Source organism: Micromonospora gifhornensis (assembly GCF_016863515.1).
In the GTDB taxonomy this organism is placed as follows: Bacteria; Actinomycetota; Actinomycetes; order Mycobacteriales; family Micromonosporaceae; genus Micromonospora; species Micromonospora gifhornensis.
In genome coordinates, this window is record NZ_BOPA01000014.1 from 132,436 (window position 1) to 150,746 (window position 18,311).

12 protein-coding genes are annotated in these 18,311 nt (G+C 70.7%); 4 read left to right on the plus strand and 8 right to left on the minus strand.

Annotated features, from left to right (window positions below; genetic code table 11):
* Window positions 1-17: 17 nt before the first annotated feature.
* The 5 genes from Vgi01_RS08845 to Vgi01_RS08865 form a co-directional block, all read right to left on the minus strand.
* Window positions 18-893 (minus strand): carbohydrate ABC transporter permease, encoded by an 876-nt coding sequence (locus Vgi01_RS08845; RefSeq protein WP_204290664.1) that lies wholly within the window; start codon window positions 891-893, stop codon window positions 18-20.
* Window positions 890-1,888, minus strand: coding sequence for an ABC transporter ATP-binding protein (locus Vgi01_RS08850; protein ID WP_102657339.1), 999 nt, complete (start codon window positions 1,886-1,888; stop codon window positions 890-892). Before Vgi01_RS08850 ends, Vgi01_RS08845 begins: the two co-directional genes overlap by 4 nt.
* The gene (locus Vgi01_RS08855) at window positions 1,885-3,165 is read right to left on the minus strand and encodes an ABC transporter substrate-binding protein (protein WP_204290665.1); all 1,281 of its coding nucleotides are present in this window, start codon (window positions 3,163-3,165) and stop codon (window positions 1,885-1,887) included. Before Vgi01_RS08855 ends, Vgi01_RS08850 begins: the two co-directional genes overlap by 4 nt.
* Entirely contained in the window at window positions 3,162-3,995 is an 834-nt protein-coding gene (locus Vgi01_RS08860) for a carbohydrate ABC transporter permease (RefSeq protein WP_204290666.1), read from the minus strand. Before Vgi01_RS08860 ends, Vgi01_RS08855 begins: the two co-directional genes overlap by 4 nt.
* Before the next feature lie 116 nt (window positions 3,996-4,111).
* A complete protein-coding gene (locus Vgi01_RS08865) occupies window positions 4,112-5,341 on the minus strand; it encodes a PucR family transcriptional regulator (RefSeq protein WP_204290667.1) in 1,230 nt (409 codons plus the stop codon).
* 166 nt (window positions 5,342-5,507) lie between these two features.
* On the opposite strand from Vgi01_RS08865, the gene Vgi01_RS08870 reads away from it, so the two are divergent.
* The 3 genes from Vgi01_RS08870 to Vgi01_RS08880 all read left to right on the plus strand — a co-directional run bounded on the left by Vgi01_RS08870 (window position 5,508) and on the right by Vgi01_RS08880 (window position 7,280).
* Window positions 5,508-5,939, plus strand: coding sequence for a helix-turn-helix transcriptional regulator (locus tag Vgi01_RS08870; RefSeq protein ID WP_308441767.1), 432 nt, complete (start codon window positions 5,508-5,510; stop codon window positions 5,937-5,939).
* A 41-nt stretch (window positions 5,940-5,980) separates the two neighbouring features.
* On the plus strand, window positions 5,981-6,412 hold the full coding sequence (locus Vgi01_RS08875) for a VOC family protein (RefSeq protein WP_204290668.1): 432 nt from the start codon (window positions 5,981-5,983) through the stop codon (window positions 6,410-6,412).
* A gap of 130 nt (window positions 6,413-6,542) precedes the next feature.
* Window positions 6,543-7,280, plus strand: a complete 738-nt coding sequence (locus Vgi01_RS08880; RefSeq protein WP_204290669.1) for a maleylpyruvate isomerase family mycothiol-dependent enzyme — start codon at window positions 6,543-6,545, stop codon at window positions 7,278-7,280.
* A 37-nt stretch (window positions 7,281-7,317) separates the two neighbouring features.
* On the opposite strand, the gene Vgi01_RS08885 is transcribed toward Vgi01_RS08880, so the two are convergent.
* Genes Vgi01_RS08885 through Vgi01_RS08895 form a run of 3 tightly spaced genes read right to left on the minus strand, consistent with a single transcriptional unit; the run spans window position 7,318 to window position 9,808 of the window.
* On the minus strand, window positions 7,318-7,866 hold the full coding sequence (locus Vgi01_RS08885; protein WP_102657345.1) for a carboxymuconolactone decarboxylase family protein: 549 nt from the start codon (window positions 7,864-7,866) through the stop codon (window positions 7,318-7,320).
* Between the two features lie 43 nt (window positions 7,867-7,909).
* Window positions 7,910-8,464, minus strand: coding sequence for a carboxymuconolactone decarboxylase family protein (locus tag Vgi01_RS08890; RefSeq protein WP_102657346.1), 555 nt, complete (start codon window positions 8,462-8,464; stop codon window positions 7,910-7,912).
* 39 nt (window positions 8,465-8,503) lie between these two features.
* Window positions 8,504-9,808, minus strand: coding sequence for a cation:proton antiporter (locus Vgi01_RS08895; protein WP_158244869.1), 1,305 nt, complete (start codon window positions 9,806-9,808; stop codon window positions 8,504-8,506).
* 363 nt (window positions 9,809-10,171) lie between these two features.
* On the opposite strand from Vgi01_RS08895, the gene Vgi01_RS08900 reads away from it, so the two are divergent.
* Window positions 10,172-18,304, plus strand: coding sequence for a non-ribosomal peptide synthetase (locus tag Vgi01_RS08900; RefSeq protein WP_204290670.1), 8,133 nt, complete (start codon window positions 10,172-10,174; stop codon window positions 18,302-18,304).
* The last annotated feature ends 7 nt before the right edge of the window (window positions 18,305-18,311 follow it).

Consider the following 18,311-nt stretch of genomic DNA (forward strand, 5'->3'; position numbering starts at 1 on the left):
CGCAGCAGGATGCCAGCTCATCGCAGCACCCGCCAGCGTCGTACGGCAAGCAGCAACACGATGATGATCACGGCAGTGATCAGCATCAACAGGATGGTGACGAGGGAACCGTACGCGAAGCCGGAGAACTCGAAGACCTGGTCGAAGATGTACACCGGCAGGTACAGCGTGGCGTTTGCGGGTCGGCCGTCGGTGAGCACGTACGCGGGCACGAAGTTGACCTGGAGGGTGAGGATGATGTCCCGTACCGCCAGCAGCACCAGCACCGGGGCGAGCAACGGCAGGGTGAGCCGGCGCAACTGTCCGAACGGTCCGCAGCCCTCCAACGCCGCCGCCTCGTACAGTCGCCCGTTGAGCAGCCGGCGGGCGGCGAGCACCACCACGAAGCCCTCACCGATCGGGAAGGCCAGCATCAACACCACCCCGATGCGGGCCGTGGTCGGGTCGGCGAGCCAGTTGTAGCCCTCGTGACCGAACAGCCCGAGAAGCTGGTTCAGCGGCCCGTACAGCGGGTTGAGCACCCACAGGAACAGCACCGCCAGAGCCACGTCGGGGATGACGGTGGGCAGGTAGACGGCGGTGCGGAACCAGCGGCCACCCGGGCGGGGGGCGGCGAGCAGCAGACCGAGCCCCACCGCGGCGACGAACCGTACCGGCACGGCGAGCGCCACGTGGAACAGGGAGGCTTCCATGCTGTCGAGCAGGAACCGGTCGTCGAGCATCCGACGGATGTTGTCCAGCCCGATGAACTGCGGATCCCGGGTCAGGCCGGTGTGGTCGGTGAACGCGTACCCGAGGTTGAGCAGTGCCGGCACCGCGACCAGCAGCGCCACCGCAATGGCGTACGGGGCGAGGAACGCCCAGCCGGTCAGGGGCCGCCGGGGACGGCTCATCGCCGTCGGCCGGTGGTCGCGTCGAACCGGTGCAGCCGATCGGCGCGCAGCCGCACCTCGTCTCCGCCAGCCACGCCGGGGCGAGGGCCGGTGCGCACGATCAGCCGGGTGCCGTCCGGGCAGCGGGTCGACAGGTTCGCCTCGCTGCCCAGCGACTCCACCGCCTCGACGGTGGCGGTGACCGGCCCGGCGTCGTCGAGGGCCAGATCCTCCGGCCGTACGCCGATGGTCAGGGTGGCGTCGCCGCCGAGCACTCCGCCGCCGGGTACCAGGTTCATCGGCGGGCTGCCGAGGAATCCGGCGACGAAGGTGTCGGCGGGCTCGTCGTACACCTGCTGGGGTGGGCCGACCTGGCGGATCTGCCCGTCGGCGAGCACCACCACCCGGTCGCCGAGGGTCATCGCCTCGTGCTGGTCGTGGGTGACGTGGATGGTGGTGGTGCGCAGTTCCCGGTGCAGGGCCAGCAGGTCGGTGCGGGTGGCGAAGCGCAGCGGACCGTCCAGGCTGGCCAGTGGCTCGTCGAGCAGGTAGACGCTCGGGTCGCGCAACAACGCCCGGGCCAGCGCCACCCGTTGACGCTGGCCGCCGGACATCTGGTCGGGGTAGCGGTCCAGCAGGTCGTCGATGCCGAGCCGCTGCGCGGCGACCCGGGCCCGCTGCTCCGCCTCGGCCCGGCGCACCTTGCGCACCCGCAGCCCGAAGGTGAGGTTGCCCAGCACGGTCAGGTGCGGAAAGAGCGCGTAGTCCTGGAAGACCATGGCCACCGCCCGCCGGGGCGGCGGGACCGTGGCGACGTCGACGTCGTCGACCAGGATCCGGCCGCTGTCGGGCCGGTCCAGGCCGGCGATCAGCCGCAGGATTGTCGACTTGCCGGACCCGGAGGGGCCGACCAGGGTGATCAACTCCCCGGCCGCCACCTCCAGGTCCACGCGATCGACGGCGGGTTTGCCGCCGTACGAGCGGGTCAGGGCCTCCAGTCGGATGACGCCTCTCACTTGCCCACCGAGAACAGTGGACGGACCCGATCCTCCAGTTGGCGCAGCCCGTCCTCGCGGTCGATGCGGCCGTAGAAGACCTCGGCCAGCAGGCTGTTGCCCTCCTTCTCCACCCGCGACCAGCTGCCGGTACGGGGAGTGGCCCGCAGGTACGGCTCCGCGTCGAGGAACACCTGCGAGGACCGGGGCGCCTTGGTCGGGTCGAGGAAGGCGGGGGAGTTCGCCACCTCCAGCCGCGACGGCACCGTACGACCCGACTCGGCGAGGGTGCGCTGCCCGGCGTCGCCCATCGCGTACTCGATGAACCGCCACGCCGGACGGTGGTCGGCCAGGCCGGCGCTCATGCAGTACGCGTCGCTGTGCAGGATCGACGCCGGCTTCCCGCCCGGTGCCACCGGCAGCGGCGCGACGTCCCAGGTGAAGTCGGTGATGGTGCGCAGGGTGGGCACGGCGACCCGGCTGTTGAGGTACATGCCGAGCGTGCCGCGCAGGAACCGGGCCTCACTGGACTCGCTCTGTTCCTCGGCGTCCGGCGGCACCACGCCGTGGCGCGACTGCAGGTCGAGGAACCAGTCGACGGCCGCCCGGGAGGACGGGTTGTCGGTGAGGGTCAGCCGGCTCGGCTTGTCCGAATCGTCGACCAGCTCACCACCGTTGGACCAGACGAACGGGGCGAGTCGGGGCAGCGACGGGTCGACACCGACGCCGTAGCGGCCGTCGCGGGTCAACGCCTTCGCCGCGGCGAGGAAGTCGTCCCAGGTCCAGCCCGCGGTCGGGGCGGGAATGCCGGCGGCGGTGAACAGGTCGACGTTGTAGTAGACGACAAGCGAGGACAGGTTCTGCGGCAGGCAGGTCAACTCCAGACCGTCGAACCGGAACGCGTCCAGGGACCGCGGGCTGAAGTCGCTCTCCCGGATCGCCTCGCTGGAGTCCAGGTACGCCTGCACCGGCTCGATCGCCCCCTGCGCGGCGAACTGCCCGTAGCGGCGGTAGTTGAGCAGGAACACGTCCGGCGGCTGACCCCCGGCGAACGAGGTGGTCAACCGCGCCATCAGTTCGTCCTGGGTGGCCACGGGGGAGAGGGTGACCGGAATGTCGGGATGGGCGGTGGTGAAGCCGGCGACCAGGTCCCGGTAGCCGGCGATCTCCTCGGCGTCACCGAACAGCACGACGGTGATGCCGCTGTCGTCCGTCGCCTTGTCACCGGACGAGCATCCGGTGCCGACCAGCAGCACCGTCAGCAGGGTGGCGCAGACGCGCCGCCAGAGGGAGGTCATCGGTTTCCTTTCGAGCGAAGCGCCGCCAGTGGATCGTCGGCCAGCAGGATCCGCTGGGCGAGCAGAAACACAAGTACGCACGGCGCGGTGGCGATCACGCTGCCGGCCATCAGCAGCGGCCAGTCCGTCGGGTTGAGCAGCAGCAGGAACCGCAGCCCCAACGGCCAGGTGTAGCGGTCGCCGCTGGTCAGATAGAGCAGCGGGTCGATGAAGTTGGACCAGTGGAAGGTGAAGGCGAGCACCGCCACGGCCAGCGTCGCCGGTTTGACCTGCGGCATCGCCAACCGTCGCCAGATGGTCAGCCACCCGGCGCCCTCCAGCCGCGCGGCCTGCAACTGGCTGTCCGGGATGCCGCCGAAACTCCAGGCGTACAGCAGGATCAGGAACGGGCTGACGGCCAGTGCCGCCGGCGCCAGCAGCGGCAGGTACGTGTCGACCGCGCCGAAGAGCCGGAACACCTCGAACCGGGTGGCCCACACGGCGGTGACCGGCACCAGCAGCACGACCAGCAGCGCGAGCAGCGCCCGGCGGCGCGCGGTCCCGGACAGCAGCCGCAGCCCGAATCCGGTCAACGCGGCCACCAGCACGGTCAGCGGTACGGCCAGTGCCACCACCAGCGCCGAGTTGGCCAGGTACCGCGCCAGCGGCACCAGTTCCGGCAGCCGGGTGTACGCGGCGGTGGTGGGATCGGCCGGCCACAGTTCCAGGGTGCGCGGTGGTGGGGAACCGGCCGGTCGCAGCGAGCCGACCAGCATGAACCACAGTGGCGCGACGAAGATCGCCGCGAAGATGGCGGGCACGACGAACCGCCCGAGCCATCGCCCGACCACCGCGCCACCCCCTGCTTTCCGGAACCCTCGGCCGAACCTAGGGATCGACCTGCCATCGGTCATCGGTCACCTGTCGAAGATCTCCGAGCCGGGTTACTACGTGTGTCGCAGATGGTCTACTCCTCGGGCCGATGCTGCCCGGTCAACCGGGCCAGCTTGAGCCCCAGATGCAGGCAGAGCCGCTCGTCGCCGTCCTTGAGGTCGGTGTCGGCGAGTTCCTCGATCCGTTGCAGTCGGTAGTAGAGGGTGGTGCGGTGCAGCCGCAGCCGGGCGGCGGTGGCGTGCGCGTTGCCGGCCTGGTCCAGGTATCGCTCCAGTGTGGTCAGCAGGACCTCACTGCCCGGGGTGGCCAGCAGCCGGGCCAGCCCGGGATGCACGTCGGCCACCGTGAGCTGCTGGTCGCCGAGTCGGGCCAGCGCCCGGTAGCTACCCAGACCGGACCAGAAGACGACCTGGCCCAGCGCCGGCAGTTGCGCACCGACCCGTGCCGCGTGCAGGGCCTCGACGTACGACTCGGCGGCGTCGGCCAACCGCGCTCGCGTCTGACCGACGCCGACCACGGTACGTTCCACCGAGCCGAGCGCGCGGGTGACGTGTTGCAGGTCCTCGTCGAGTTGCCGGGCGGCGACCTCGGGAGCGGGTCGTCCGGCGACCGGCTCGGCCGGTAGCAGCAGCACGCCGTGGTCGTGGCGGATCAGATGCAGGGCCTCCCTGATGCCGGCCCGTCGGCGCGCGGCCACCAGCGCCTGTTCCAGCGCGATGCGGGCCAGCTCGTCCGGCTGCCGCTGCGCGGGGGCGACCAGCCGGGCCACAAGCGCCGTCCGGGGCCCGTCGGCGGCGATCATCCCCGCCTCCAGCAGGGCGCGGGCCGCCTGGTCGCGGGTCTCCGGGCTGTCGGCGAGCAGCGTACGGGCCGCCTCGGTCTCCCGTTGCGCAGCCAGTTCGCCGAGCAGGTTCTCCCGGTACAGGGCCAGGGAGAGTTCCTTGAGCAGCCCGGTGGCGGTCAGGTCCACGTCGGTCATGGTGCCGTCGGGGTCGATGAACCAGACGTAGCCGAGCAGCAGTTCGTGGTGCCGCACCGGCACGCACAGGCGGGGCAGCATGCCCAGATCCGGTCGGGCCGGAGTACGTACCGGCCCGCGTGCGTCGGAAAGGCCGAGGTCGCGTACCCAGGCGACGACCTCGGGGCTGCTCTGCCGGCGCAGGATCGAGGCCCGGCGGACCTCGTCGGTAAGCCCGTTCTGCTCGCTGTACACGACGACCCGTTGCCGACGGTCCTCGATCAGTGCGGGACGTCCGGCGTGGGCGGCGACGGCGTCGACGATGCGTTGCAGTTCGCCCCGCACCAGCCCTCCTCTCACGTTGTGGATCTCTGGCGGGCGGTAGAACCGCCCCGCGCACCGCCGCCATGATCAGATTCCTGTCTACACCCGGGATAGGCGTACGACCAGGCTGGTTCGTTACAGTCATGCGGATCGTTCTCGCGTTGGCTGTCACATAAACTTGCCCGTGATGAGCCGACCACCGAGCCGGGCTCCCGGTGACCTTCGGGTTCACCTGCGCCGCGCACGCGACCACATGGACCGCCACTACACCGAGGCGCTGGACCTCGCCGCCGTCGCGGCCGTCGCCGGCATCAGCAAATATCACTTTCATCGATTGTTCACCATCACGTACGGGCTCTCGCCGGCCGCGTACCTGTCGCAACGGCGCATCGAGCGGGCCCAGGACCTGTTGCGGGCCACCAACCTCACCGTGACCGAGGTTTGCTACGCGGTCGGCTTCGCCAGCCTCGGCTCGTTCAGCAGCCGGTTCCGGGAACTCGTCGGCGAGTCACCCCGCGAGTTCCAGCGTCGTTGGGCGCAGGCCGGCACCCCGCACATCCCGGGCTGTTTCGTGTTCATGTGGGGGTTCGCGGAGCGACGCGGCGACGCCGCAAGCTAGGAGAAGCCGCCCCGGCGCCGACGGGGCCTAGCCTGGCTCCCATGATTACGAACGTCTCGCTGACCACCGTTTTCGTCAAGGACATCGACGCCGCCAAGGCGTTCTACATCGACGTGCTCGGCTTCGTCGAACGCACCGACATCACCATCGGCGACGGCTCCTACCGCTGGTGCACCGTCGGCCATCCCGGCCAACCGGAGTTGGAGGTGCACCTGCAACTTCCCGGGCCGCCGCTGTCGCCGGAAGTCGCCGAGATGTTCGCCCGGGCGCGCGACGAGGGCAGCTTGTTCGCCCTGGGCCTGGCCGTCGACGACTGCCGCAAGACCTACGACGACCTGCGGGCCAAGGGCGTGGAGTTCCTTCAGGAACCGGCGGACCGCCCGTACGGGGTGGAGGCCGTGGCCCGCGACAACTCCGGCAACTGGCTGGTCCTTGTCGAGCACAAGGATTTCAACCCGGCCGACTTCGACTGATCGGCGCGCGTCGCGGTCCGCCTCGCTGCCCCGCCCGGCGATCCGTCCCGTCGGGCGGGGTGGGCCGCCACCGGTCAGGACGGCACGCGCGCGGATGCCGAGCGCGGTCGGCCTCAATACGCTGTCCGACATGCGGGTGTTCGACATGATCGTCGACGAGCGGCACCGAGCAGCCGACCTCCTGGACGGGCTGACAGCCGAACAACTCCGCCGGCCGAGCCTGTGTGCGGGCTGGACGGTGCACGACGTCGCCGCTCACCTCACCACCTACCTGCGCTTCGGCCAGTTGAAGATCTACGCCGCGATCGTCACCACCGGCGCCGATTTCGACAGGTTCAACCTCCGGCTGACCCGCCGCGCCGCCCGCCTACCGATCGAGGAGATCGTGGCGACGCTGCGGCGGCACGCCGGCTCCCGCACCACCATCCCGCGCTCCGGCTACGACCCGGTCCTGACCGACGTGCTGCTGCACGACCTGGACATGCGGGTTCCCCTGAACATCGCCCGCGACATCCCGGAGGAACGGCTCCGGGTGGCGTTCCGACACCTGACCGACCAGCCGTCGCCCGGGTACACGATGGGCGACCGGCTGCACGGTCTGCGACTGGAGGCGACCGACACCGGATGGACGCACGGCAGCGGCCCGGTGGTACGCGGTCGCGCCGAAGCCCTGTTGCTCGGCATCGGCGGCCGGCCGTGGGCCTTCGACCAGTTGACGGGCGACGGGCTGGCGCTGCTGCGCACACGGGTGCAGGACCGAACCCGACCGGGGACGATCCGTCGCCTGATGGCACCACTGCGGGTGCTCGCCAGCCCGCCACCACGAGACCGACGCTCCCGCGACGCCGGCGTGCCCAAAGCGCGGTGAGCAGCGCCGTCGACTGACCTGAGCGGACAGTGGAAGCTCAGACGGTGTTGCGGTAGCCGACGCTGATGACCCGGCGGGCCGTCTCTTCGTAGAACTTCGGATCACTCGGGGCGAAGGTGCCGAGACCGTCGACGTACCGGTTGACCATGCAGAAGGCCGCCGCGATCAGGACGGTGTCGTGGATCTCCTCGTCGGTGGCGCCCTCGGTGCGGGCCGCCTCGACCAGTTCGGTGGTGACGTCGCGTCCGCTGCGCTGCACCGCCCCGGCGATGTGCAGCAGGGCGCGCAGCTTGGCGGAGATCGGTGCCGTGGCCGGGTCGGCGCGTACCTGGTCGACCAGGGGCATGCCCTCGTCGAGCAGTGCGGCGGCGAACGCCGAGTGCGCCGAGCAGCAGTAGGTGCACTCGTTGAGGCCCGAGACGTACGCGGCGATCAACTCGCGGTCGGCCGTCGGCAGGCTGAGTGGCCCACGCAGCAGGGTCTCCGCCAGTTCCAGCATCGGCTTGCCGGTGACCGGGCGGTACTTCATCGGCCCCCGTACCCCGGGAAACTCTGTCTCGTCCACGCCCAGGTCGATGTGTGCCATGACGTCATGCCCTCATTCGGTCGAGTTGACAGCCCGGTACGGCTCAGCGGTCCAGCACTGGTAGGTAGCCGTGGGTGGCGATCCGTTCGGACGCCTGCGCGTACCACCCTGGGTCGGCCGCCGGTACGGTGCCGAGTCCGTCGACGTACCTGTTGAACATGCAGAAGGCCGCCGCGATCAGGACCGTGTCGTGGATCTCGAGGTCGGTGGCGCCTTCCGTGCGCGCGGCCTCGACCAGGTCGGCGGTGACCTCGCGTCCGCTGACCTGAACGGCGGCGGCGATACGCAGCAGCGCACGCAGCTTCGCGGAGATCGGAGCGCGGTCCGGGTCGGCGTGCACCTGGTCGACCAGGGACATGCCCTCGTCGAGTTGTGCCGCCGCGTAAGCCGAGTGCGCCGAGCAGCAGTAGGTGCACTCGTTGCGGCCGGAGACGTACGCGGCGATCAGTTCCCGTTCCCCCGCGGTGAGGGAGTGTGGTCCGCGCAGCAGCACCTCGACCAGGTCGAGCAACGGTCGGCCGGTCTCGGGTCGGAAGCGCAACGGCCCACGGACGCCGGGGAACTCGGACTCCTGCACCCCTAGATCGATGTGTGCGATGGTGTCACGCTCCTTGACGTCGAAGATGATCCATAGAATTTAGTGAATTGCCTTCGTTCCCTCAAGGGGCTGGCTGTCCTCTGTCGGAATCCCTCCACTGCGGACCTTGCGGTGCTGGCGGCGGTCGACCAGCCGCAGCGACCAGCCCGTCATGGCGGTGGTGACCAGGGCCATCACGACGAGCGCGAGGTACAGCTGCCCGGTCACGATGCCGGCGGCGTGTCCGGCTTGCAGCAGCGCGATCTCGGTGAGGCCGCGGGCGTTGAGCAGCACCCCGATCCGCTGCGCGGTGTGTGGCGTCTCGCCGGCCAGGCGGGCGCCGACGTAGCTGCCGACGGTCTTGCCGATCACGGCGAGAGCGGTCGCCACGGTGATCGCCAACCACGGTACGGCCGTGGCCCCGGTGGACCAGACGGTGAGGCCGGTGGCGACGAAGAACGCCGGCAGCAGCGCGGTGCCGAGACGGTTGATCCGGGTGACAGCGGCCGCCGCCCAGGATTGCTTCGCCGGCAGGCACAGCCCGACGAGGAAGGCACCGGAGATCGCGGTCAGTCCGCCGGACTCGGTGGCGTGTGCGGCGACCAGGGCGACCACGGCGATCACCGCGGCGACGGGGTAGGGGTGTCGGACGAGCGCCGAAGGCACGGTACGGGCGGCGAGCAGACGGCGGAGCAGGAGCGAGGCGCCGAGCCCGCCGACGAGCACCAGGATGGCGGTCAGCGCCGCATGGGTGCCGGTGCCGGCGAGGCCGACTGCCGTTCCGAGCAGCAGCCAGGCGATCGCGTCGACGACCACTGCGGAGGACAGGGACAGTCTGGCGGCGCGGGTGCCGCTCAGGCGGTGGTCGGCGATGATGCGGGCGAGGACGGGCACCGCCGAGACGGTGAGCGCGATGGTGATGAAGATGAGGAACGCCGGTCGGGGAGCGCTGCCGCGCAGGTCCGGGTCGTTCTGCCAGAGCAGCCACCCGGCCAGTGCGGCGCCGGCCGCCAGCGACGGGAACAGCGTCCCGGCCGTCACCCAGGCGATCACCCGACCCCGCAGGGACACTGTGGAGGCGGTGAGTTCGGTGGCGGTGGCGACGAGGAAGAGGACGAGGCCGACGTGACCGCAGAGGTACAGGACGGTCAGGACGTCGGCGGGAAGTAGGGCCTGGCGGGCGTCTTCGCCGCCGAGCGTCAGGATGAGTGGGCCTGCGAGCAGTCCCAGCGTGATCTCTCCGACCACCCCCGGTTGGCCGACGAACCGGGCGAGCCGGCGGAAGAGGTGGGCGGCGGTGAGGACGATGGTGAGCGCAGCGACGCTGTGCAGCCCGCTGATCGTGTAGCTGACCGCGCCGTTCACAACTGTGACATCTGCGGGGCGGTCGGACCCGACGGGCGGGTGCCGCTCCGGGGCTCGTGCGGGCCGTTGGAACACGGCCCGCACGGCACCGGATGGGTGGGTTTACCAGGGCCAGTCGATGAGGTGAGGGGTAAGCACCGGACAACCTCCCAACCGTGTGTTGGCGATCCACTACCTGATGCATCGTTACTGATCGCCGTAACTCTTGTAAATATGAACCGGGTGGGATTCTCGTCAAACCTTGTCCTGTGGGGGGTGCGCGTCCCGGATGGAGGGTCGAGGGGGATTCGTTGACGCTGCATGCAGTTGACATTACTGTAGTCACGGCTTGAAGACTACAGTCATGCAACAGGCGGGGTGGTTATGGATAGCTTCGGCGATCGGGTCCGTTCACTTCCGGCTGACGAGCGGGACAAGGTGCTCAGGAGGCTCACCGGCAGCCTCGCCGAACCGGAGCAGGACCTGATCAGGCGACGTCCTGACGGCACCCACCCGCTGCCGCTGTCCTACCTGCAGGAGCACCTCTGGTTCCTGGACCGGCTGAACCCGGGAACCAGCACCTACAACCTCGGGGCCACCTTCCGGCTACGCGGACGCGTGGAGATCGGCGCACTCTGCGCCAGCCTGCACGACCTCGTCACCCGGCACGAGGCACTGCGCACCACGGTCGTCGACCAGGACGGGCGGCCGGTCCAGGTGGTCCACGACGCGGGGGCCGCTGTGACCGTCGTCGACCTGTCCCGTACTCCGGAGGCCGAACGCGACAGCACAGTTGCCCGCTGGGCCCGCGAGGCCGTCGACCGGCCCTTCGACCTTGACCGGGAGACCCTGTTCCGCGCCACGATCGCCGTCCTCGGCCCGCAGGACTACCTGCTCGCCCTCACCATGCACCACATCTGCGTCGACGGCTGGTCGTCACAGACCCTGCTCGCCGAGTTGACCGAGCTGTACCGGGCCGCGGTGACCGGTACCGAACCGGCGCTGGGCGTACCGCAGGTGCACTACCCCGACTTCGCGGTCTGGCAGCGCAGCCGAGGCGACGAGATGCTGACCGGGCAGCTGGACTACTGGCAGCGGACGCTGCGGGACCTGCCGACGTTGGCGATGCCCACCGACTTCCCCCGGCCGGTCGTACCCTCCGACCGCAGCGAGAGCGTGACGACGGTCCTTCGCGGCGCGGTGGTACCGGCCCTGCGCGAGCTGTCCCGTCGGCGCGGAGCGACGCTGTTCATGACCCTCGTCGCGGCCTTCGACGCGGTCCTGTCCCGCTACACCGGTCAGGACGACATCGTCATCGGCACCACCACCACCGGCCGACACCGCCCCCAGCTGCCGGAGATGATCGGTCACTTCGTGAACATGGTCGTGCTCCGCACCGATCTCGGCGGCAACCCCACCTTCGACGAACTGCTCGACCGGGTACAGCAGACAGTGCTGGGTGCCTGGCGCAATCAGGACGTACCGTTCGAGAAGGTCGTCGCCGCGGTGCGTCCGGAACGGGAAGCCGGGCGCAACCCGCTGTTCCAGGTGGGGTTGCAACTGCTGCCCGGTGCAGCCGCCGGTGCCGCGCTGGACCTGCCCGAGGTGAGCGCCGCACTCGTCGACGCCGGACTGGACCGGCATCCGTTCGACCTGTCCCTGACCGTCCAGGAGGACGAAGAGGCGCTGCACATCACCGCCGACTTCCGCACCGACCTGTTCGCCGTACCCCGCATCGAACGACTCGTGGGGCACCTGTGCACCGTGCTGGAGGCGGTGGCGGCGAACAGCGGCACCGGACTGGGCGAACTGCCGATACTCACCCCGATCGAACGTGAGCGGGTCCTGGAGGCCTGGCAGGGGGCCCGCCGGCCGTACCTGCGTGAACCGGTGCACCGACAGATCGCCGCCCAGGCTGCGCGTACGCCCCGCACCGTCGCCCTGCGCCACGGCGACGAGCAACTCACCTACCGCGGGTTGATCGAGCGGGCCGACCGCCTCGCCGGGTACCTGCGGGGTCGCGGAGTCGGACACGAGGACATCGTCGGGGTCGCCCTGGAACGTGGCATCGACACCGTCGTCGCCTTCCTCGCCACGATGAACGCGGGCGCCGCGTTCCTCCCACTGGATCTCGCCCACCCCCGCAACCGGCTCGCCTACCAGCTCGACGACGCGGGCGCCAAGGTGGTGATCAGCCACTCCCGGGTACGGGACCGGCTTCCGGACAGCACCGGCTGGGAGCCGGTCTGGTTGGATCTCGACGCCGCCGCGATCGCCGCCGCGCCGACACCTGCTGAACCGTCGCCAGTCACCGAGTCGTCGCTTGTCTACGTCCTCTACACCTCCGGTTCGACGGGACGGCCCAAGGGCGTGCTGATCGAGCACCGCGCGCTGTCCAACTTCGTCTCCTGGATGACCGGGGTGTTCGAACTCGGACCTGGCGACCAGATGTTGCAGTACGCCGCGGTCAACTTCGACCTCGCCGAGGGGGAGATCTTCTCCGCGCTCACCTCCGGAGCGACCCTGGTGCTCGCGCCGGAGCAGTTGCGCAGCGACCCCGGTTCGCTGTCCGGGGTGATCGAGGCCGAGGGCATCACCTATCTCGGTGCTCCGCCGGCGGTGCTGAGCCTCATCCCACCGGCGGAGTACCCGCTGCTGCGCAAGATCCTCGTCGGTGGTGAGGCGTTGCCCGGTGACCTGGTGAACCGGTGGCGGGCCCCCGGCCGTCGCTTCGTCAACGGGTACGGCCCCACCGAGATCACCATCGGGTGCAGCTACTACGTCTGCGAACACCGGGAATGGCGGGGACAGCCGCCGATCGGTCGGGCCATGCCCAACCGCTTCGTCTACGTGCTCGACCGTTTCGACAAGCCCACCCCGGTCGGGGTGCCCGGCGAGATCACCGTCGGCGGTGTGGGTCTGGCCCGCGGCTACCTCAACGCCCCGGAGCTGACCGCCGCCCGGTTCGTGCCGAACCCGTTCCGTCCCGGTGAGCTGATGTACCGCACCGGAGACCTCGGCATGTGGGGCGAGACCGGCCAGTTGCAGTTCCTCGGGCGCATCGACACCCAGGTCAAGTTGCGCGGCGTACGGATCGAGCTGACCGAGATCGAGGCCTGTCTCGCCGGCCATCCGGAGGTACGCCAGGCCGCCGTCCTGCTCCGTACGGACCTGCCCGGCGGTCCCCGGCTCGTCGCGTACCTGGTTCCCGGGTCCCGGGTGCCGGGGGAGGCCGAACTACGCGCACACCTGACCCGGGAACTGCCCGCCGGCGTCGTACCCGGCAGCTATGTCGTACTTGACGAACTGCCCCTGACCACGGTGGGGAAGATCGACCAGGCGGCACTGCCCGCGCCGCAGCTCACCGAGGGGCGCGCACCGCGTACCGAGACGGAGCGGGTGCTCTGCGAACTCTTCGCCGAGGTGCTCGGGGTGGACACGGTCACCATCGACGACAGCTTCTTCGACCTGGGCGGGTACTCGCTGCTCGTGGTGCGGCTGGTGAACCGGGTACGCGAACGGCTCGGTGCCGAACTGGAGATCCGGACCATCTTCGACACGCCGACCGTGGCCGGGATGGCGCACACCTTGGACGGCGGCAGCGGCGCGGACGACCAGGACCTCGCGGTACCGACCGAACAGCTGCAGGTCGAGGCACCGACCGAGCAGCCGCAGGTCGAGGCACCGACCGAGCAGCCGCCGGTTGCGGACGTCGGTGCGGTCCCGGCTGGCGAGCCGGGACGCCCGGAGCGGGTGCCGCTCTCCTACGCCCAACGGCGGCTGTGGTTCCTGGCCCAGATGGAAGGCCCCAGCGCCACCTACAACGTGCCGATGGCGTTGCGGCTGACCGGGCCGCTGGACCCGGACGCCCTACAGGTGGCGCTCGACGACGTGGTGGGCCGGCACGAGGTGCTGCGTACCGTCTACCCGCAGTTCGACGGCGAACCGACGCAGCACGTCGTGGCCGACGCCCACGTACCGCTGATCCGCCCGGACGTCACGCCGGGACAGCTGCCACAGCTTCTCGCCGACGCCGCCGCAACCGTCTTCGACCTCGCCGTCGACCTGCCGGTCCGCGCGTGGCTGCTGCCCACCGGGCCGCAGGAGCACGTGCTCATGATCGTCCTGCACCACATCGCCAGCGACGGGCTCTCCCTGCTGCCGCTGCTGACCGATCTGGGCACCGCCTATGCGGCTCGCCGCGACGGGTCGGCGCCGACCTGGCCGCCCCTGCCGATGCAGTACGCCGACTACACCCTGCGCCAGCGGGCGCAACTCGGCGAGGTCACCGACCCCGACAGCCCGCTGGGCCGGCAGCTCGCCTACTGGAAGCGGACGCTGGCGCAGCTGCCGGCGGCGTTGCAGCTGCCCGCCGACCGGCCCCGGCCCCCGGTCGCCAGCTACCGCGGTGACCTGCTCACCTTCCCGATCGACGCCGAGCTGCACGCCCGCCTGCTCGACCTGACCCGACGCCACCGCGTCAGCATGTTCATGCTCTTCCAGGCCGCGTTCGCCGCCCTGCTGACCCGCCTCGGCGCGGGCACCGACATTCCCGTGGGCGCCCCCACCGCCGGGCGGGCCGAGGCCGACCTCGACGCCCTTGTCGGCTTCTTCGTCAACACCCTGGTGTTGCGCACCGACACCGCCGGCAACCCCACCTTCGCCGAACTGCTGACCCGGGTACGCGACACCGACCTCGCCGCCTTCGCCCACCAGGATCTGCCCTTCGAGCTGCTCGCCGAGGCGCTCAACCCGCCGCGCGCCGCCGGGCACCACCCCCTGTTCCAGGTGGTGCTCCAGGTCAACAGCGGTGGGGCGGGTGGCCTACCGCCGCTGGGCGACGTCACCGTGACCGCGGAGCTGGTCGACCTGCACGTGGCCAAGTTCGACCTGGTGCTCGGCGCGGAGGAGAGCTACACCGAGGCGCGACCCGCCGGCATCCTCGGCTCGTTCGAGTACGCCACCGATCTGTTCGACCGGGACACCGTGGCGCGGCTGGGGGCGCGACTGGTCCACCTTCTCGACGCGGTCAGCCGCGATCCGGCGCAGCCGCTGGACGCCATCGACCTGTTCCTGCCGGGTGAACGCGAGCGGGTGCTCGACGAGTTCAACCGCACCGACCGACCCGTACCCGACACGGTGCTGCCCGATCTGTTCGAGGCGCAGGTGCAGCGCAGCCCCGAGGCCACCGCCGTCGTCGCCGACACGGGTGCCGTCAACTACGCGACGCTCGACGAGGCGGCGAACCGGCTCGCGCATCACCTCCTCTCCCACGGGGTCACGCCCGGGGCGATCGTCGCGGTCGCGATTCCCCGGCGGATCGAGCTGATCGTCTCCCTCTACGCCGTGCACAAGGCAGGTGCGGCGTACCTGCCGTTGGAAACCGACCACCCGGCCGAGCGACTGCGGTACGCGGTACGGCACAGTCGACCGACCCTCGTGTTGACCACCGGCGACACCGAACTCCCCGATCTCGGCGTACCGGTCGTGGTCCTGGACGATCCCCGGACCCGCACCGAACTGGCCACCCGGCCCGCCACCCGGCCGGCGCGCGACCTGCACCCCCGACACCCCGCGTACGTGATCTACACCTCCGGGTCGACCGGGCGGCCGAAGGCGGTCGTCGTGTCACACCACGCGATCGTCAACCGGCTCGCCTGGATGCTGCACCACTACCCGCTCGACGCCACCGACCGGGTGTTGCAGAAGACCCCGGCCGGGTTCGACGTGTCGGTGCCGGAGTTCTTCGGGCCGCACCAGGTGGGTGCCACGCTCGTGCTCGCCGCACCGGGGGAGCAGGCCGACCCCGGTCGCCTCGCCGCGCGCATCCGCGACGACGCGGTCACCGTCGTGCACTTCGTACCGTCGATGCTGCGGACGTTCCTGGCCGAGCCCACCGCGGCGACCTGCACCGGCCTGCGGCGGGTCTTCGTCAGCGGGGAGGAGCTTCCGACCGCGGTCCAGCGGCGCTTCCACCAGCTGTTCGACGCGGAACTGCACAACCTGTACGGGCCCACGGAAGCGGCCGTCGAGGTCAGCGCCTGGCAGTGCCGCCCCGACGACACCGGACCGGTACCGATCGGACGACCGGTCTGGAACACCCGCCTGCACGTCCTCGACGACCAACTGAACCCGCTGCCCATAGGTGTCACCGGCGAGCTGTATCTGGCCGGCCGCCAGCTCGCCGACGGCTACCAGCACCAGCCGGGCCTGACCGCCCAGCGGTTCCTGCCCGACCCGTACGGTCCGCCGGGGTCCCGGATGTACCGCAGTGGTGACCTCGCCCGGTGGCGGGCCGACGGCGCGCTGGAGTTCCTGGGGCGGGTCGACGACCAGATGAAGATCCGTGGCCTGCGGATCGAGCCGCAGGAGGTGGAGGAGGCGCTCGCCCGGCACACCGGCGTGGCGTCCGCCGCGGTCGCTGCCCATCCCGCCCCGGACGGCGGCGCCCAACTCGTCGGTCACCTCGTGCCGGACCCGACGGTGGAGCCGTTGCTGCACCGCCTGGCGGCACTGCGCGCGACCGAGTCACTGCCGTGGCAGACCCTGCCCGACGGCACCGCGGTCGTGGCCCCGGACCGGGCCACCGCTCAGTTCCTGTACCGGGAGCTGTTCGAGGACGGCCCGGTGTCACCGGCACGTCTGGAGCTGCCCGCCGACGCGTGCGTGTTCGACGTCGGCGCACACGTCGGCATGTTCAGCCTCGCCCTGCACCGCGCCCACCCGGATGTGGTGACGTACGCCTTCGAGCCGGTGCCCGCCCTGCACCGGATGCTGGCGGCCAACACCGCCCTGTACGGACTGACGGCGCAGACCTTCGCCCACGGGCTCGGCGACACCGAGGGCGAGGTCGACTTCACCTACTACCCGCACCTGTCGATCATGTCCGGCCGGTACGCCGACACCGCAGCCGACGCCCGCGTCGTCCAGGGGTACGAAGGGGTGTCGGCGGACAGCCCGCACTGGGCTGAGCTGCGCGACGAGCGACTGCGACCGGAACGTGTGACAGTCGCGCTGCGCACCCTGTCCGCCGTCATCGACGAGACCGCCGTGTCGCGCATCGATCTGCTCAAGGTCGACGTCGAACGCAGCGAACTCGACGTGCTGCGCGGAATCCGCGACGAGCACTGGCCGCTGATCCGGCAGGTGCTCGTCGAGACCGACAACGCTGGCGCCGACGAGGTCGGCGACCTGCTGGTCCGGCACGGTTTCGCGGTCACCCGGCACACGCCGGAACTGCTCGCGGGCACCGGGTTGGTCAGCCTGCACGCCGTCCGTCCCGACGATTTGTCGCGGCCAGCGCGGCCGGCGCAGCTCAGGTGTCCCCGTACGGAGGCGGAGTTCGTCGCCGAGGTGCGCGACGAGGCCCGCCACGTGCTACCGGCGCATCTGGTGCCGCAACGCCTCGTCCTGCTCGACCGGCTTCCGCTGTCGGCGAGCGGCAAACTCGACAGGTCCCGGCTGCCCGCACCCGGCCGGGACGGAGGGCGGGGACGAGCACCGCGAACCCGGGACGAGGAGATCGCCTGCGGGATCGTCGCCGAACTGCTGCACCGCGACCAGGTCACCATCGACGACAACTTCTTCGACCTGGGTGGGCACTCCCTGCTGACGGTCCAACTGGTCAACCGGATCGCCGCGGCCACCGGACGGCAGCTCAGCGTCCGGTCGGTGTTCGTCACCCCGACCGTCGCCGGGCTGCTCTCCGACGCCTCCGAGCAGGGCGGCCTCGACGTCCTGCTGCCCCTGCGAGCTACAGGTGACCGCGCGCCGCTGTTCTGCGTACACCCGTTCACCGGGCTCAGTTGGGGCTACGCGGGACTCGCCCGGCATCTGGAGTCCGACCGACCGCTGTACGGCCTCCAGTCGCCGCTGCTGACCGATCCGGATTCGGCCGCAGCTGACGTCGCGGCCCTCGCGGAGCTGTACCTCGAACGGATCCGCGCGGTCGCGCCCCAGGGGCCGTACCACCTGCTCGGGTGGTCCTTCGGAGGCCTGGTGGCCCACGAGATCGCGGTCCGGCTGCGGGAGCGGGGCGAGCAGGTCGGCGTGCTGGCACTGCTGGACGCCTACCCGGTGCCGCAGCAGGGCCCGGCGGCCCAGCCGCCCACTCCGGCCGAGGTGCTCGGCGTGCTCACCGGTGACCCCGAGCTTCGCAGCACCGATCCGAGCCTGTCCGTACTGCCCGACGACGAGGAACTCGCCCAGCTGGTACGGGAGGCGAACCCGGCGCTGGCACAGTTGCGGACCGCGGAGATCGCCGGGATCGCCCGCGCCGCCGCCGGGCACGTCGAGGCGATGCGCCACCACCTGCCCCGCCGGTACGACGGCGACCTGCTCTTCGTCACCGCCACCGAGGACCGGCCCGAGCAGGCGCCCACCGCGGACGCGTGGGAGCCGTACGTGGGAGGTGGGGTGACCCGGGTCGACGTGGCGGCGAACCACTGGTCGATGACCGAACCCGCGCCGCTCGCGCGCATCGGGGCGGCGCTGCGGCAGCGACTGGACGAGGTGTAGCGCACAA

What these genes read in the sequence shown, in the direction of transcription:
- Vgi01_RS08845 (WP_204290664.1), bottom strand. Translation starts at nt 893, where the DNA reads ATGAGCCGTCCCCGGCGGCCCCTGACCGGCTGGGCGTTCCTCGCCCCG.
- Vgi01_RS08855 (WP_204290665.1), bottom strand. Translation starts at nt 3,165, where the DNA reads ATGACCTCCCTCTGGCGGCGCGTCTGCGCCACCCTGCTGACGGTGCTG.
- Vgi01_RS08870 (WP_308441767.1), top strand. Translation starts at nt 5,508, where the DNA reads ATGAGCCGACCACCGAGCCGGGCTCCCGGTGACCTTCGGGTTCACCTG.
- Vgi01_RS08875 (WP_204290668.1), top strand. Translation starts at nt 5,981, where the DNA reads ATGATTACGAACGTCTCGCTGACCACCGTTTTCGTCAAGGACATCGAC.
- Vgi01_RS08880 (WP_204290669.1), top strand. Translation starts at nt 6,543, where the DNA reads ATGCGGGTGTTCGACATGATCGTCGACGAGCGGCACCGAGCAGCCGAC.
- Vgi01_RS08885 (WP_102657345.1), bottom strand. Translation starts at nt 7,866, where the DNA reads ATGGCACACATCGACCTGGGCGTGGACGAGACAGAGTTTCCCGGGGTA.
- Vgi01_RS08900 (WP_204290670.1), top strand. Translation starts at nt 10,172, where the DNA reads ATGGATAGCTTCGGCGATCGGGTCCGTTCACTTCCGGCTGACGAGCGG.